At 40.0% G+C, this 13,253-nt stretch carries 23 protein-coding genes; 7 read left to right on the top strand and 16 right to left on the bottom strand.

What is annotated here, in order from left to right:
- The 11 genes from SporoP37_RS15720 to SporoP37_RS15680 form a co-directional block, all read right to left on the bottom strand.
- Positions 1–843 carry an ATP-binding protein gene (locus SporoP37_RS15720; RefSeq protein WP_085431419.1) on the bottom strand — a complete coding sequence of 281 codons (843 nt, stop codon included), beginning with the start codon at positions 841–843 and terminating at the stop codon, positions 1–3.
- Entirely contained in the window at positions 773–1,567 is a 795-nt protein-coding gene (locus SporoP37_RS15715; protein WP_085431417.1) for a DnaD domain-containing protein, read from the bottom strand. The genes SporoP37_RS15720 and SporoP37_RS15715 overlap by 71 nt, the downstream gene beginning before the upstream one ends.
- Positions 1,564–2,244 (bottom strand): ORF6N domain-containing protein, encoded by a 681-nt coding sequence (locus SporoP37_RS15710; protein ID WP_085431416.1) that lies wholly within the window; start codon positions 2,242–2,244, stop codon positions 1,564–1,566. The genes SporoP37_RS15715 and SporoP37_RS15710 overlap by 4 nt, the downstream gene beginning before the upstream one ends.
- A 65-nt stretch (positions 2,245–2,309) precedes the next feature.
- Positions 2,310–2,606: a hypothetical protein gene (locus tag SporoP37_RS15705; RefSeq protein ID WP_085431415.1), complete on the bottom strand. Its 297-nt coding sequence runs from the start codon at positions 2,604–2,606 to the stop codon at positions 2,310–2,312.
- Between the two features lie 15 nt (positions 2,607–2,621).
- On the bottom strand, positions 2,622–2,750 hold the full coding sequence (locus tag SporoP37_RS17630; protein WP_255414202.1) for a hypothetical protein: 129 nt from the start codon (positions 2,748–2,750) through the stop codon (positions 2,622–2,624).
- A 158-nt stretch (positions 2,751–2,908) separates the two neighbouring features.
- On the bottom strand, positions 2,909–3,067 hold the full coding sequence (locus SporoP37_RS17135; RefSeq protein ID WP_157118658.1) for a hypothetical protein: 159 nt from the start codon (positions 3,065–3,067) through the stop codon (positions 2,909–2,911).
- Between the two features lie 14 nt (positions 3,068–3,081).
- A complete protein-coding gene (locus tag SporoP37_RS15700; RefSeq protein WP_085431414.1) occupies positions 3,082–3,372 on the bottom strand; it encodes a helix-turn-helix domain-containing protein in 291 nt (96 codons plus the stop codon).
- A 118-nt stretch (positions 3,373–3,490) separates the two neighbouring features.
- Positions 3,491–3,673 carry a hypothetical protein gene (locus SporoP37_RS15695; protein WP_085431413.1) on the bottom strand — a complete coding sequence of 61 codons (183 nt, stop codon included), beginning with the start codon at positions 3,671–3,673 and terminating at the stop codon, positions 3,491–3,493.
- 16 nt (positions 3,674–3,689) lie between these two features.
- Positions 3,690–3,878 carry a hypothetical protein gene (locus SporoP37_RS15690; protein WP_085431412.1) on the bottom strand — a complete coding sequence of 63 codons (189 nt, stop codon included), beginning with the start codon at positions 3,876–3,878 and terminating at the stop codon, positions 3,690–3,692.
- Positions 3,879–4,115: 237 nt separating this feature from the next.
- Positions 4,116–4,448, bottom strand: a complete 333-nt coding sequence (locus SporoP37_RS15685; RefSeq protein WP_085431411.1) for a hypothetical protein — start codon at positions 4,446–4,448, stop codon at positions 4,116–4,118.
- 242 nt (positions 4,449–4,690) lie between these two features.
- Positions 4,691–4,888 carry a hypothetical protein gene (locus SporoP37_RS15680; RefSeq protein WP_085431410.1) on the bottom strand — a complete coding sequence of 66 codons (198 nt, stop codon included), beginning with the start codon at positions 4,886–4,888 and terminating at the stop codon, positions 4,691–4,693.
- Between the two features lie 74 nt (positions 4,889–4,962).
- Here SporoP37_RS15680 and SporoP37_RS15675 point away from each other — a divergent pair, with 74 nt between their 5' ends.
- On the top strand, positions 4,963–5,199 hold the full coding sequence (locus SporoP37_RS15675; protein WP_085431409.1) for a hypothetical protein: 237 nt from the start codon (positions 4,963–4,965) through the stop codon (positions 5,197–5,199).
- Here SporoP37_RS15675 and SporoP37_RS15670 read toward each other — a convergent pair.
- Both SporoP37_RS15670 and SporoP37_RS15665 read right to left on the bottom strand, forming a co-directional pair.
- Positions 5,188–5,367 carry a hypothetical protein gene (locus SporoP37_RS15670; RefSeq protein ID WP_085431408.1) on the bottom strand — a complete coding sequence of 60 codons (180 nt, stop codon included), beginning with the start codon at positions 5,365–5,367 and terminating at the stop codon, positions 5,188–5,190. The genes SporoP37_RS15675 and SporoP37_RS15670 overlap by 12 nt on opposite strands.
- 31 nt (positions 5,368–5,398) lie before the next feature.
- A complete protein-coding gene (locus SporoP37_RS15665) occupies positions 5,399–5,608 on the bottom strand; it encodes a helix-turn-helix transcriptional regulator (RefSeq protein WP_085431407.1) in 210 nt (69 codons plus the stop codon).
- A 187-nt stretch (positions 5,609–5,795) separates the two neighbouring features.
- On the opposite strand from SporoP37_RS15665, the gene SporoP37_RS15660 reads away from it, so the two are divergent.
- The 5 genes from SporoP37_RS15660 to SporoP37_RS15640 all read left to right on the top strand — a co-directional run bounded on the left by SporoP37_RS15660 (position 5,796) and on the right by SporoP37_RS15640 (position 10,205).
- Positions 5,796–6,188 (top strand): helix-turn-helix domain-containing protein, encoded by a 393-nt coding sequence (locus tag SporoP37_RS15660; protein ID WP_232329776.1) that lies wholly within the window; start codon positions 5,796–5,798, stop codon positions 6,186–6,188.
- 30 nt (positions 6,189–6,218) lie between these two features.
- Positions 6,219–6,947, top strand: a complete 729-nt coding sequence (locus SporoP37_RS15655; protein ID WP_085431405.1) for an SWIM zinc finger family protein — start codon at positions 6,219–6,221, stop codon at positions 6,945–6,947.
- A 96-nt stretch (positions 6,948–7,043) separates the two neighbouring features.
- Positions 7,044–7,622 carry an ImmA/IrrE family metallo-endopeptidase gene (locus tag SporoP37_RS15650; protein ID WP_085431404.1) on the top strand — a complete coding sequence of 193 codons (579 nt, stop codon included), beginning with the start codon at positions 7,044–7,046 and terminating at the stop codon, positions 7,620–7,622.
- A 27-nt stretch (positions 7,623–7,649) separates the two neighbouring features.
- Positions 7,650–8,783: a hypothetical protein gene (locus SporoP37_RS15645; protein WP_157118657.1), complete on the top strand. Its 1,134-nt coding sequence runs from the start codon at positions 7,650–7,652 to the stop codon at positions 8,781–8,783.
- A gap of 18 nt (positions 8,784–8,801) precedes the next feature.
- Positions 8,802–10,205 (top strand): hypothetical protein, encoded by a 1,404-nt coding sequence (locus tag SporoP37_RS15640; RefSeq protein WP_085431402.1) that lies wholly within the window; start codon positions 8,802–8,804, stop codon positions 10,203–10,205.
- Positions 10,206–10,323: 118 nt separating this feature from the next.
- Here the strand turns inward: SporoP37_RS15640 and SporoP37_RS17130 are convergent, their stop codons facing one another.
- Positions 10,324–10,521 carry a hypothetical protein gene (locus SporoP37_RS17130; protein WP_157118611.1) on the bottom strand — a complete coding sequence of 66 codons (198 nt, stop codon included), beginning with the start codon at positions 10,519–10,521 and terminating at the stop codon, positions 10,324–10,326.
- An 18-nt stretch (positions 10,522–10,539) separates the two neighbouring features.
- On the opposite strand from SporoP37_RS17130, the gene tnpB reads away from it, so the two are divergent.
- Entirely contained in the window at positions 10,540–10,893 is a 354-nt protein-coding gene (tnpB, locus tag SporoP37_RS15630; protein ID WP_085430172.1) for an IS66 family insertion sequence element accessory protein TnpB, read from the top strand.
- Between the two features lie 114 nt (positions 10,894–11,007).
- On the opposite strand, the gene istB is transcribed toward tnpB, so the two are convergent.
- The gene (istB, locus tag SporoP37_RS15625) at positions 11,008–11,733 is read right to left on the bottom strand and encodes an IS21-like element helper ATPase IstB (RefSeq protein WP_085430033.1); all 726 of its coding nucleotides are present in this window, start codon (positions 11,731–11,733) and stop codon (positions 11,008–11,010) included.
- Positions 11,730–13,148 (bottom strand): IS21 family transposase, encoded by a 1,419-nt coding sequence (gene istA, locus SporoP37_RS15620; protein WP_335696860.1) that lies wholly within the window; start codon positions 13,146–13,148, stop codon positions 11,730–11,732. The genes istB and istA overlap by 4 nt, the downstream gene beginning before the upstream one ends.
- Between the last annotated feature and the right edge of the window lie 105 nt (positions 13,149–13,253).

The raw sequence follows: 13,253 nt of genomic DNA, 5'->3' as shown, positions 1-13,253 counted from the left end.
CTAGAAAGTAATATTCCGGATCCGTTTGTCTGTTGTCTCCCGAAAACGAATCAGAAAAGTATTTCGCATAAGCCGAGAAACGAGTTTCGGATCGTACATTTTCTCCAAAGCTATAAGTGACAAGTTGCTTGTGATGATTGTCGGCTTGTTCTGCCGGCCGTTTGCAATGCCGTATAGCACGCGCATGGTGAAATCCGTAGCTTTCTTTTCCGTCCCTGTTCCGCCTGTCTCGGCTCCCAGATCGTCCAGTACGAGGAAGTCTGCTTTGGTAAGCAAGTCGATAAAGTAAAATTCCGTGTACTTGCTTTCTTTGTCGCTGAAGCTGCTCCGGATCCGCAGCAGCATTTCATCCACGCTGACGAACAGACAGCTTTTATCACGTGTTCCCATCTCGTTGCAGTTACGCAGGATGCTCATGGCCAGATGGCTTTTCCCGACTCCCGGATTACCGACGAGCCATGTATTGAACACTTGCTCCTGTTTATAGCGCCTGAATGCTTCAGCAGCTTTCTCTTTATTCGCTGTTTCTTCCGGCTGCTCTGCGATATAGGTTTTGAACGAAGCTTCCAGCAGGCCGATATCGGTCAGGATGCTGTCTCGCTTGAACATGCTGTGCTTTTGGTTTTGATCTGCAGCATTCAAACGATCGGACTCCTTTTTCTCCAGGGCCTCTGTTTCCTTCTGGCACTCACAGGCCGGACAGACTTTTTCACCGTCAATGATCATCATGTAAAAGGGCCGTTTTTTATTATTCGGATGGTTATCGCAAATCTCAGAAGTCGATTCCATCGTAATGCCCGTTTGGATGTTGAGCAGGCTTTCCAAGCCTTTCATTTCTGCCATGCTGTTCCCTCCCTGCTGTTCTCTTAGCTTCTGTAGCCAGTACCTGATCTACGGTAACAAGCTTTTTATTGCTCCAATCCCGCAGGACGCTTTCAGCATAATTCCAGCGAAGCGCTGAATTTTCCACTGCTATTTTCAAAGAGTGCAAGACCAGATCTTCTCCAACATCGTCAATCCATGCTCCTATTTTGTCTGCGATGTGAGGTGTCAGGATGCCGAACCCATTCTCTTCGAAAAAACGGAATATGGTTGCGGGAGTCGCGCTCGCGTTGTTGTTGTTATTATCTGTAGTACTCTCTGTAGTACTCTCTGTTAATGTTTCTGACGTTTTGTCAGAATCCATTCCGACATTATGTAAGATTCCATTCTTACCTTTTGTCAGAATCCAATTGACAAGATTGTCAAAACGTAATTTATAATGGACTGTCGGTGCACCGTTCGCTTTCAGCAGCTTCGTCTCGATTAGCTCTTTCTCTTTCAGCTTCTTCGTCGCATGCCGGACTTGCCGCTCAGTCAGACAAATTTCTTCAGCCCATTCCTCGTACTTTTTGTAGAAATAGCCGTCTGTGCGGCTGGACTTGTCCGAGTAAAAAACAATCTGATTCAGCAATATAGCTTCTGCTAGGCTGCCTGTAAGCTCTATGTACAGTTTGGGTATCGTGACGACTCGATCGTGACCGCTGACTTGAGCTAAAATGTGTCGTACTTCACTGTAAGCACTCATGATGCGCCTCCCCAATTAGAGACAAACTGTAGCGCGTCTTTCAGTTGGCTTTGTCTAATATCCCGATAGGAATCGACCTGGTAACGCTCACGTATTTCGGAATAAATAGCCCGGAATATGACCGGACGTGCGCCGGCTTCCTTTCGGGATAATTCATAGACCCGCTCACCTACCGCATTGCGCAGACGCCGCTGTTCTCCTGAGTGCAAAGTAACCTGTTGTAATTGATTCTCCAAAACTGTCAACCTACTTTCCAATTGATTGATGACCTGTTCAACAGCAGGTGGCAAGGCGGGCGTCATATTGACGCCACCCCTATTGAGCTGCTTTGATAACTGATAGTATTGGTCATTCAGCATATGATACGCTTGCCAGGCTCGCTCGTTATTTAAGGACTTCGCGTGAAGAAAAGCCCCCTGTTCCGTCCAAAGATACAGAACAGAAGTATATTTAAGGCTGACGTCACCTTGACGTGACGCTTTAAAAAACTTCAGTTCTTCGCCTGCCAAGACAAAATAATGTGTCCCTGCGATATAGTGATCCTGATTGCGCTGGAAGTTCCGAGCGATCACTTTGCTGTTAGTTACAAATGCTTCTGCCAGCTGGCTCGTCGTCAGCACACGCTTCTCTTCATGCTCGATCACCTTCAGCTGATGCATCGTATCATCCCCTTCCACTTGACACCTCTCCTATGACGCGAGATAATCACAGGAGAACAATTGTTTCGAATTTGTTTCATTGCTCATTCGCATGCCAGTGCGGATGGGCTTTTTATTTGCTGAACTTCGTTGTGATGTACTAATGCTAAAAACAAAATGCCTTCCATTTCTGTGTGCAGTTCAAACGGATAAGGATCTTTACATAAACGATCGACGACATCATAAGTAGAAAAATTTCCAATGAAAAAATCGAGTGTGCAATGGCATCTGAATTGCCCTGTCATCGATTCTAAGGTGATAGAGATAATACCGGTTCCCGCATCGTCCATTACTGAATTAAGCCTTTGTGATAGATCAATCACTTCATGAATGAGATTCATCAAATTCCCTCCTCTTTAAAACATTGTCCATATTCCATGCGCAACAATAGCCGTACCTTTCAGCAAAGCAAACGCTGCTACTTCTATCAATAGAATCGCCAGTATTAGCCAGACAATCTGCTTGCGGTTAATTGCCCAATACATAATGTTCCACCTCCATTCAGATGGCTTGGTATCCATCGAGCAGCCCAGGAACAAGAGTGGTATTTGTCGGTTTTATGATTTTGGGAGGAAATCATTCATTGACAGGTTCCTAGACTGCTCGACGGAAGCCAAAAGCTCCGTCATGTGTTATAATGTTTTTAGTAATGTATGGTGTGCAGATTTTCATTGCCGATTGACGTTCCCGCGTCAGTCGGTTTTTTTATGGCTACAATATCAATTCCGGCCAACTGCATTTTCTTTACGAACAGTGTCAGATCTCTTCTCAGCTTGTCCGACTCCTTCTCCTGTACTTCCATCAGCTTTATCCTCCTCACAACAAGAAATAGATGAATCCCCCTACAGCTTTCGTCAGCATATCTACTAATAGATTGATATCCACGCCGTTGATCATGTAGAGACTCGTTTCAATGGTGACTGCATTCGTCGTCAGTTTCGTCTGAATCGTCTGCATCCACCGGATGAAGTCCTCCGTCGCCAGTGTCATTTCGTTTCGCTCGACTTTTGAAATGGTGCTTCTGGAGATATTGACTAACGGGGACATAGCTTCCTGCGTCAAGCCTGCTCGTTTACGAGTAGCGCGCAAGAGTTGTCCTACGTTCATTCGTCGACCTCCCTTCAAATGTTCAAAATCTGAACATGTTCAGACATTGAACAGCAATTTTCTATGAAGCTGGTAAAATGTTTAATAGAAGCAAAGTACAAAATCTAAACAACCCCCGTTACGCTCCCCGCTTTTGCCGACAGGAATACCAACGGATCTTGTCATTCACCGCTTTCAACTCTCCGGCATACTTCGCCAGCAGCCCCAGACGGAACCTCATGACCTCTTTGGAGGGGCTGTTGGCAACTGCCTTCATCTCCTTGTTCATGCGCTTGATCAGCGCCTGCCTCTCTTCTTGCATGCTGAATACCCCCTGTTCATGAACTGAATTTTACTTCGTATGGTGCCAGAGCATCGGTTACTTCTTTCCAAAGTGTCCGCAGCGTCTTTGTTCCGTCACCCCATGCCTGCAGCAATTCGAGTGCAGTGTCAGGTTCCGACTTGGCCAGCTCTGCCAGCTTCACTGGCATATACGCGTTCATTTCAAGCAGTTCTTTTGCGATCATGTTCCTTCTCTCCTTTCCTCTCTATGAATGTGTTACGATTTTCATAGAAGGTTGGGCGCTAAATTAAGGAGGAAGCCCGTGTCCAAAATTGTTAGCGCCGTCTGTCCCGAATGCCAAACGCCTATTCAAATTGGAAATAGCCAAGACTTAGTAATTGGTTACGTGCAGTGTGCCAACTGCAAAAGCCAAGTTGCTATTGAAGGTCTTTACAACCTCAACCAAGAATTGACCGAAAACTCACTCGCAACTAGAATAATCATCCTGTTGTTTATCCATCGAATACATCAATAGAAAGCTGTTAAGCAGTGAATACAACGGCTGCAGTCTATCAATAGACTCTTCAATCTGCTTGTCCGCAAACTGTACTAAAAATGTAATCGTATCCTCCAATACAGCCTTCAGGTTCACCTCTTCTGATGAACGATCAGTTAAGCCGTATAGTCTTACGTACATATAAAAGGCAGAGTACATTTTCTCTACTTCTTTGATAGAGGCAGACTTTCTTTCCTTTTGAATCTTCTTATGCAGCAGCGGTAAATGATTTTGTACCAACGAGTTGATATCTTCCACTTCCCTCACCTCCTATCCAACTTCTTTCCTTTTTATGAATGTGTTACGATTTTCATAGAAAGGTGGTGAAAATATGCTGAATTCAAATCCTTACTTTTTTGCAATTGATGTCGTTCCTATGCCAGAAAATGAAAACTACGGAAGTATTGCTGGTGCAAAGGCACACATCTGGGTAATGTAACATGATAAAGAAAGTGCAAAGCTGCGTGCAATTGACTATAATGACCGTTTCAATTGGAAAATCATAAGCTTTGAATACGAATTTGAGATTCACGAAGAGCAGCTTCCTTCGTTTCATAAAGACGAACAGCGCATGTATCAGTCTGCTTTACGTCATGGCATCGCAGCAGAATACATTGCCCATCCGAGGCCTTTGAAAGAAATGTAGTTTTATCATTAGCCATCGTTCCAGCGGTGGCTTTCTTCTCAAATGGTTCCACTTTTCTCACCCCCTATTCAACTTCTTTCCTTTCTAAGAATGTGTTACGATTTTCGTAGAAAGGTGGTGATGAACTTGTCAGAACCTAAAAACTTTGCTGTTGATGCTCAGGCTTTTGCGCTCGCTGTTGTTCAATCCGTAGATGTGAATGGAGACTCCCCAGAATCCATTGCAGAACAAAAGCTGGAGTTGTACTTAGCTGCTATTGCTAAAGTCGTTGAGCACAATCAACCGATACTGGATGCTAGAAAAAAAGCTTCTAAAGAGAAAAACCGAAATAACCGAAGAGTAGTGAATAATTTAGACCTTTGATCGTAATTCAAGGAGCGAGAGAGCCATTTTAGAAACCCGATAAATGTCAGCCTCGCTCCAACCTTGTTCCTGAGTCCATTCAAGGAATTCCAAGAAAATTTCACTTGCTTCTTTGAGATCTTCAATATCTGCTGTGAACTCAAGAGGTTTAAGCAAATCCACTGCCACTTCCCTCACCTCCTATCCAACACGCCTATTGTTAACTTGTAGTTAAATCTTTAGTTAAAAAAATTTCGTCTGGTGTCTTATTTAATATCTTGGCAATTTTAATCGCCATTTCATAAGATAAACCTCTCTTGCCATTCTCAATCATCCAATACGCCTGAAATGAAATACCCAATTTCGTAGCCATATCCTGATATGAAAAACCAAGTTTATTTCTTACCGTTTGCAAGTTTTGCAAATTCATTTCTTCACTCCTTTAACCTGGTGTTAAATACATCATAATTTAACTAAGTGTTAAAGTCAACACTTTTATTTAATTAATTTTCTATTTAGTTAAATGTTAAGAAATTCATGTAGTTTAACGAACTGTTAAATTACAATACATAGTATGAGGTGATGAAATGCTTGGTCCACGACTAAAGAAATTAAGAGTGGCGAAAAAGCTGACCCAAAAACAGCTTGCAGATCAAATTAAAGTTACTCACGTTTCTATTTCGGGTTATGAAAATGGAAATCGTTACCCAGATACAGATACACTGCAGCGCTTAGCTGATTACTTTGATGTCTCAACCGATTACCTTCTAGGTAGATCAGACAGCGTTCGGGCTCAGTCCATTATCGTCGCCGGTAAAGAAATTGATTTATCGGCTGAGGAGCTGGAGCTTTTCAATGAACTAAAAAAGCATCCGGTGATGTTCCATGATCTTGCTTCGAACCCGGAGAAGAGCGTGAAGGAATTTTTGCAGTATTACAAGATGAAGAAAATGTTTTTAGAAGATGAAGAGGAAGAGTATGGCGATGGGTTTGGGGAGCTGGAGGATTAATCTAGTGATTTAACAAAAGGGGGATGCTGTATGACATTAGAAGAGTTGTGGGCAATCTGGGGAGATATCCACGATGAAGAAAGTCAAACTAAGCGTATTGTTTCTGCAAAAAAGGTCGAATGTACACCTTTAAAGTTGGACCGCGAAAAGGTTGAAGCGATTTTCAAGGGACGGGCTTCTCAATATAATTCATCGCTAGAGTATTGTGAATGTATCGACTTTAGGAGAAACAAAAAACCTTGCAAACACATGTATCGGTTGGCAATGGAGATGGATTTGATAGAAGAACAATTCGAGTCAAATCTTTTAAAAATTATAGACCAACTTGCTATTGATGATGCGCTTGTTGTTATTGAATCGGTATCTGAAGGCGCCCAAAAGGTACTCCAAGAATTTTTATACAATAACCTTTATCAAAAACGAGAAAATTTTGGTTTTATTAGAACTGCGGAAACAGAAGAGCTACTTGACCATAATATCATCATGAATGTGGGCTGCCAGCATTCACTATTCGATCCATATGGTCGTAACGAGATAAATAAATTAGTTACGCCTTTCAACATTGAGGGGTTCAAGAAGAACTGGAAAAAAGAGATATTGGTTGATTGGGTGGTTGCTGAAGCTCCCGAAATTGTTCCACAGATCACACAGGACTCTATCTCAGTTACTATTAATCCAAAATTTCATAAAGTTAAAAGAAAAGTCTATTCCCACCTTAACCAGAAGTTCCAAGAAGATGTGAGCTGGTTATGGGAATAAGCACTTTTTTGCGGTCTAATAAGCCGTATTTATTTTTACCTAACACATGGTAATATCTCACTATGTTGTGCATGTGAGACAAAAGGTTGTGAATTCATGAAGCTCAGACAACATACAGATTACTGGAAGGAACGGGCCGACAAGGTCCTCTCCCATTTTCATTATACATATCCGGACGAAATCGACATGTACGATATTTGTTGGCGCTACGGCATCCGCATTCTGCCGCTGGACAAGCCGTTCATCGAGCCGCTGGTCCAAGACAACATGCTCCATCATCTCAAAGCCTTCTCTCTGCCCAGTGAGCGCAGCAGGCGCGGCACAATTTTCCTGAAGGAAGGACTAGACGCCATCGAGAAGAAGCTCCTGCTCGCAGAAGAGTTCTGTCACCTGTACGCCCATCATCAAACGCAATTCAGCGCCGATCCATATGCCATCGGTAAATGCGAGAACCAGGCAAAGCGAATGGCCGCCTACCTTCTCATGCCTGCACGCTTCATGGAAGAAGTATACGTCGCCGCCTTCGAGCAGCCGGTTGTCATTTCGGAAGTAGCCGATTACTTCCTGGTTTCAGATGAGTTTGCATCTTATCGACTTGAGTTGATATTCAAGCATCGGGTGGATGGGTTTGTTGGAGTTGATGGGAAGTTGGGGACTGTGGAGTGGCTGGAGTGAAATCCATCTAAAAAAACAAGATTGGACGTGAGTAAAATGACACAAAATCAACATAGTGAAGAAGTACAACAAGTAGATGCTGTTGGTAAAAAAGTAAATTTGTTGACTAACCTTTATAATATAGATAGAGAACAAGATGCACCTATCCACAGAGAAGTAAACAAAAATGACGACGCGCAAAGTTACGTAGATAAACTCATTAACGATTCACAAGAAAATCCAAATAAAAGATTTTATCATTTCACAAGTGACTCTTCTCCAATCTATTCTAGTATTATCTCATTTTTCACACAGAAAAACGAAGGTTCAATTGAGACCTTATTTAATTTTGAATGTAAGAAAATAGCAGACAGACTGTTAAGAGCTGAAAAGAATACCGCTGATACTTACCCAGGCATTAGACCACCTAAAAGAGGTAGTCTAATAACCACAATGGAGCAGATAGATTCTGATCTAAGGCTCACAATTGCTAAAATAGAAACCGAAGAGTTCTTGGATGATATTGATTTAAAACTGTTAAGCGGCTTACCCTACAATAAAAAGGCACTTAAAACAGCAATTATAAACGTCACATTATTAGAAGACGATGAACTTCATATTGATATAACTGTGACTGATACTAATAGCACAATATCAAAATACTGGACTACTGATTTTCTTGAAGTCACAGAAGTAGTGGGTGACGCTAAAAATACACTAAATTCATTCACGGAAATTGAAAAAGTTATATCGAAAAGTTTAAAAACCAAATCACCAGCTGACTATACTGAACTAAGAAATAATCTTGTAGGTTATTTTAAAACACAATCTTCATTTCAATTAGAAAATATGATAGAATATGTGTTCGGGGACTATCAAATTGAAAATGAAGACATTAAAATTGATGACATAAGAGGTAAAGTTAAAGACCTGGCAACCAAGCAGAAGTTTGACACACATTTTGATATCATTTCTAAAGAAATTAAAGCAAGATTTAGAAGGACTTATAAAGTTACTAATGATATTGAAATTAGAACGAATGGTCATATAGAGGGTTTAAAACATATGATTCATTCCGCCGTGAATGCAAAAGGTGAGAAAGTTTTAGAAATTAAAATTGAAGATGAAAAAATATTCCAACAATTTAACTTTGATAAAAAAACTGAAGAAAATATAGATTAAGGGGTTGGGAGGAGAAATATGCTCAATATAAAAGAGACTGTTCAAACCTATTCTTTTGAATGGCAATTTACGGATGGCAAAAAAATAGATATGCAACATCTCCTCCCCTCCCATGATTCTTTAATAAGTGGCGACACATTAAAAATTAGTGTTTCAATTGATGGGATGGATCCTTCTTCCTTTGTTATCAAAGTTAGAGAAGATTTAGATATCGTAATCCAACAAAATGAATATATTGATTCCGATTCATCAACCATCATTACAATAGAAATAATAAAAAACACAACGAGCTCTATTAATATTTATAATTTAGATATCTTTGTTAAATATTTAGAGAGTCTTACACTCCAGCAACTCTTTCAAGTACTAAAGGATTATTCAGTATCCAAAGAAAAAGTTTTAATTCACTTTCAGGAGTTTGGTGATGTAAAGTTCTCTTCAAATCTGTTCAGTACTATCCCATCTATTAAGGATATATCTGATAGTATTAAGAAAGAAAGAGTAGAAAATATAAACCTAGTTTCTAATACCTCTGGAATTACTGGTATAAATTTAATACCAGAGGACTTAAAAGTCTATGAGTCTTCTGCTGAATTGAAAAAACTGGAGTCTTATTTCTCTAGAATTTCTACTTTGTTGTGTATTGCTTTTATTTCAGATTGGTCTGAGTTTGATAATAATCAGCTTAATTTCAAAATTCTAGGCTACCAAAAAATAGATTGTTCGTTATCAAGCGAAACAAGTATAGATGATGACTCAATGTTTTTCAAAATTTATCAATGGATTTTCGAGAGTGGTAATGGAAGTATTGAAGATAAACTTGGCTTATCAAGAAATATTATATCAAGGTATATTCGATACAATAAAACATCTCTCTTCTTAGACAAAGATGCTTATACATCCATAATAACTTCTTATAAAATTTATCTTAAAGAAAATGTGGAGAAGTATATTGAAACAAAAAACAAAGTTGCAGAGTTAATGACTGAAATATCACTAAAAAACAAAGACGTTTTAAATTTTATTAATTCTAGTTTTAAAAACAATAACCTTACAATATTGGGTTATTTCATTTCAATTTTCATATTTAATTCACTTTCAAACAATGACGGGCCAGTGTTCAACTTAGAAAGGTACTACTTGTCATTAATATTTTTGCTGATTTCAACAATCTATTTTTTGATAACTGCTAAGCAGTTAAAAAAAGATCTTATTGAAAATGCTCGATATTTTTTTAGCATCAAACGAATATATAAGGATTTATTTAGCCCACAAGACTTAAATAGAATTTTTGATAATAGACAATTTAAATACAATATTAAAAATGTTAAGAGCAATGCTAATAGATACTTAGTATTTTGGCTAATCGAAATAGTGCTTTTGCTTTTCTTGACCATTGCTATGACCTTTTATATACCATAATTTCTCTTGAGATCCTTGCTATTTTTGTAAGGATTTCTTTTATAGTATGAAAAAGAACGTAAGCCCGTAATCAAACAACGCATATATTTTCAAAGCGCCTCCCGGTAAGATCAAATTATTATTTGATTTGGGAGGTGCTTTTCATGCCAACAATAAAACCGTTAACGATTGTCCCCGTGACTTTACATCCGATTTCCTCTCCCAGCCTTCCGGCTGCCCCTGCTAGCAGTTCGCCGGGCACTTGCTCCGTCAAGATAGCGAACGCGGAAATCCATTTCCATAACGGCGTAGAAGAGCGCATCATCCGAGCCGTCATGAAGGAGCTGATGCATCCATGAAACAGGATTATACGGATGTGCAGAATATATATATTGTCTGCGGAAAGACCGATATGCGAAAAGGCATTGATGGACTGGCGACATTAGTCCAAGACTCTTTTGAACTTGACCCTTACAGCGACTCCATCTTTTTGTTCGCCGGTTGGAAAAAAGACCGCTATAAATGTCTCTACTTTGATGGGGATGGATTTGCGATGTTGTATAAGCGGCTAGACACAGGCAAACTGCAATGGCCACGGAGTGAAACGGAGGTCAAGAACCTGACACAACAGGAACTGCGCTGGCTGCTCGAAGGGTTGTCCATCCAACAGCCAAAAGCGATTCCCCCTTCTGCAAGAGGTGTGTTTTAAAAATAGCTATTCACGTCCTGTGAAATCCGGTATACTACTCACTGTGTTTTGCAAGATAAAAGTGCAGAAGAATGCAAAGTAAAATACATAAGCTTGCCAGCCTTCATTTCAGTATTATTTTTGACGTGATAAAGCGTTTGTTACTCTAAAACTATCTCCCGTAAAATTCAATATATGGGCATGATGTATCACCCGATCTACTAATGCTGCAGTCAATCTAGAATCGCTAAAAACGCGATTCCACTGACTAAATTCCAAGTTTGATGTGATGATTAAACTTTTTTGTTCGTACCAGTCAGAAATCAGCTGAAAGAGGAGTTCTGCCCCTTCCTTATTGAATGGTATGTACCCCATTTCATCCAATATGATAAGGTCTACGTTTTTAAAACGCGCTCTAAACTGCGTTGACTTTCCCTCCTGCCAGGATTTCTCCAATGCTTCTGCTAGATCTGAAACCCGGTAAAATCGTACTTCAAGCCCTCTTTTACACGCATCATAACCAATGGCCGTAGCTAAGTGAGTCTTTCCTGTACCGGGCGCACCGGTTAGAATGACATTCTCTTTGCGCCTGATGAAACTTAACGTACATAATTCTTGCGAATCAATATGAGAGGGAAAATGAATCTGTTCATTCCATTGAAATGCCGAAAGGGACTTCTTTTGCAGAAATCTTGCTTTCTTAATCAATCTCTCGGCTTTCGTTTCTTCCCGTAACTGCAGCTCTTTTTTTAATAAAGCTTCAAGAAATTGAGCAGAATTTTCAAATGGGATATCTGAATAAACATCATGCACGTGCGCTAAGCGCAATGCTTTGCACATGGTCTGTAAATCTTGGGTCATTTCCCCTCACCTTCAATCTGAGGAGCACTCTGAAGCTGATCATACTTGCTCCAATCAATGTTATAGGGATGCGCATCTGGCTCTTTTAACTCGTCCGATTGACCACTTAAGAGTTCGTAGAATTGATTATTGATTTCATTCATTTCATACGTAGCTAAAAGCCCGATAATCCATTGAATACGCTCTTTGCGAATCGAAAGATTAGAGATGTTTAGATATTCAAAGAGTCGACCAGGTAAATAAGCTGAATAACGTGAATAGCTTACTGCCCGTGGTTTACTCAACCATGCTTTCAAGATGGATTGCCAAGGAATCTCGCGATTCTTATGCATATAGGGTCGGTTGTCTTGATATAACGGCTCTCCGTGAGGAGACACCACCTTAAAGCGATCCCAGTACTTCACTACGGATAATTGACTGTAATTATATCCTTTTGGAACATACACCTTCGTTTTATCTAACGTGATTTCTCCATACTTATTCGCTTTTGTTTTCTCCTCTTTGAATACTGGATATTCTTCTTCAGGTAATGCTAAAAGATATTGATGCTCCTCCTCCAGTAACTCTTGTAACGGAACTTGCTTCTTATAGTGAATACGTTGTCGATCTGTCGTTAGTTGCTCTTGCAGTAGCTTTGTCAAGTGGTCTAAGTCCTCTATAACAGGGGCCGGAGTGATAAAGTTATATCGAACATATCCCACCTTATTTTCTACATTTCCTTTTTCGTGACCAGAATATGGATTACAGGCTTGTGGTTCAAATCCATAATGAGTGGCGAACTGTAAAAATTCTTGGGTAAAAGCAGCCTCTTCATTTCTATTCCTTGGTTTCACCACTGCAGTTTTCATGTTATCAATACGGATTGTTCTTGGAATACCACCAAGTTGATCGAAGATAAGTTTCATACCGTGTAAAAGACACTCTTGATTTTCTGCTGGCAATGGGATGGCAAATGCACTGTTACTAAAAGGAAGCGTCATAACCAAACAATGAACATCTCGGTATTTTCCATCCTGCACAGCTTGCATCAATCCGAAATCTAATTGTGCCTCAGCAGGGGGATGGATGAGTCTCTCATAGCTTTTGTCTTTCGTTTCATCCTCCAGGTCTTCTCTTCCTTCACGCCATTCTTGAATATAGTTTGAAACAGTCCGATAGGACCCCTCGAATCCCATCTCTTGCAAGGCCTTAAAAATTCCTTTATTAGTTCTTCTATCTTTTCTTTTAAGCTTCTGATCTTCCCAAAGCCAATCTCCAACAATTTCTCCCCATTTTTCTCTATACATCATTCCCGATCTTTTTCTCTTTGCTTCTTTAGGTAATAGATCACCATCAGCATACTTTTTAGCAGTTCTCCAATTAATTCCTAAGGTTTTAGATATCTTGTTGATAGATAATGATTTCTGATTTCTCATTAGTTTGATACAATTAATTTCAGGCATTGTCAGCATTCCTTTCAACCTCCACTGGTTTTGATTCGACACCAATACAGTAGAGAAGTTTGAAGAGGCTGGCAAGCC

It is taken from the genome of Sporosarcina sp. P37, assembly GCF_002109365.1.
Lineage (GTDB): Bacteria > Bacillota > Bacilli > Bacillales_A > Planococcaceae > Sporosarcina.
Note: the sequence above shows the minus strand (reverse complement) of the source record. Positions and strands in the feature narration are given on the sequence as shown.

Excerpts from the sequence above, each read along its gene's own strand:
- SporoP37_RS17135 (WP_157118658.1), bottom strand. The coding sequence starts at position 3,067 with ATGGAAGTACAGGAGAAGGAGTCGGACAAGCTGAGAAGAGATCTGACA.
- SporoP37_RS15640 (WP_085431402.1), top strand. The coding sequence starts at position 8,802 with ATGCTCAATATAAAAGAGACTGTTCAAACCTATTCTTTTGAATGGCAA.
- SporoP37_RS15715 (WP_085431417.1), bottom strand. The coding sequence starts at position 1,567 with ATGAGTGCTTACAGTGAAGTACGACACATTTTAGCTCAAGTCAGCGGT.
- SporoP37_RS15705 (WP_085431415.1), bottom strand. The coding sequence starts at position 2,606 with ATGAATCTCATTCATGAAGTGATTGATCTATCACAAAGGCTTAATTCA.
- SporoP37_RS17630 (WP_255414202.1), bottom strand. The coding sequence starts at position 2,750 with ATGTATTGGGCAATTAACCGCAAGCAGATTGTCTGGCTAATACTGGCG.
- SporoP37_RS15665 (WP_085431407.1), bottom strand. The coding sequence starts at position 5,608 with ATGAATTTGCAAAACTTGCAAACGGTAAGAAATAAACTTGGTTTTTCA.
- istA (WP_335696860.1), bottom strand. The coding sequence starts at position 13,148 with ATGAGAAATCAGAAATCATTATCTATCAACAAGATATCTAAAACCTTA.
- SporoP37_RS15700 (WP_085431414.1), bottom strand. The coding sequence starts at position 3,372 with ATGAACGTAGGACAACTCTTGCGCGCTACTCGTAAACGAGCAGGCTTG.
- SporoP37_RS15655 (WP_085431405.1), top strand. The coding sequence starts at position 6,219 with ATGACATTAGAAGAGTTGTGGGCAATCTGGGGAGATATCCACGATGAA.
- SporoP37_RS17130 (WP_157118611.1), bottom strand. The coding sequence starts at position 10,521 with ATGACGGCTCGGATGATGCGCTCTTCTACGCCGTTATGGAAATGGATT.
- tnpB (WP_085430172.1), top strand. The coding sequence starts at position 10,540 with ATGAAACAGGATTATACGGATGTGCAGAATATATATATTGTCTGCGGA.
- SporoP37_RS15690 (WP_085431412.1), bottom strand. The coding sequence starts at position 3,878 with ATGATCGCAAAAGAACTGCTTGAAATGAACGCGTATATGCCAGTGAAG.
- SporoP37_RS15695 (WP_085431413.1), bottom strand. The coding sequence starts at position 3,673 with ATGCAAGAAGAGAGGCAGGCGCTGATCAAGCGCATGAACAAGGAGATG.
- SporoP37_RS15650 (WP_085431404.1), top strand. The coding sequence starts at position 7,044 with ATGAAGCTCAGACAACATACAGATTACTGGAAGGAACGGGCCGACAAG.
- SporoP37_RS15720 (WP_085431419.1), bottom strand. The coding sequence starts at position 843 with ATGGCAGAAATGAAAGGCTTGGAAAGCCTGCTCAACATCCAAACGGGC.
- istB (WP_085430033.1), bottom strand. The coding sequence starts at position 11,733 with ATGACCCAAGATTTACAGACCATGTGCAAAGCATTGCGCTTAGCGCAC.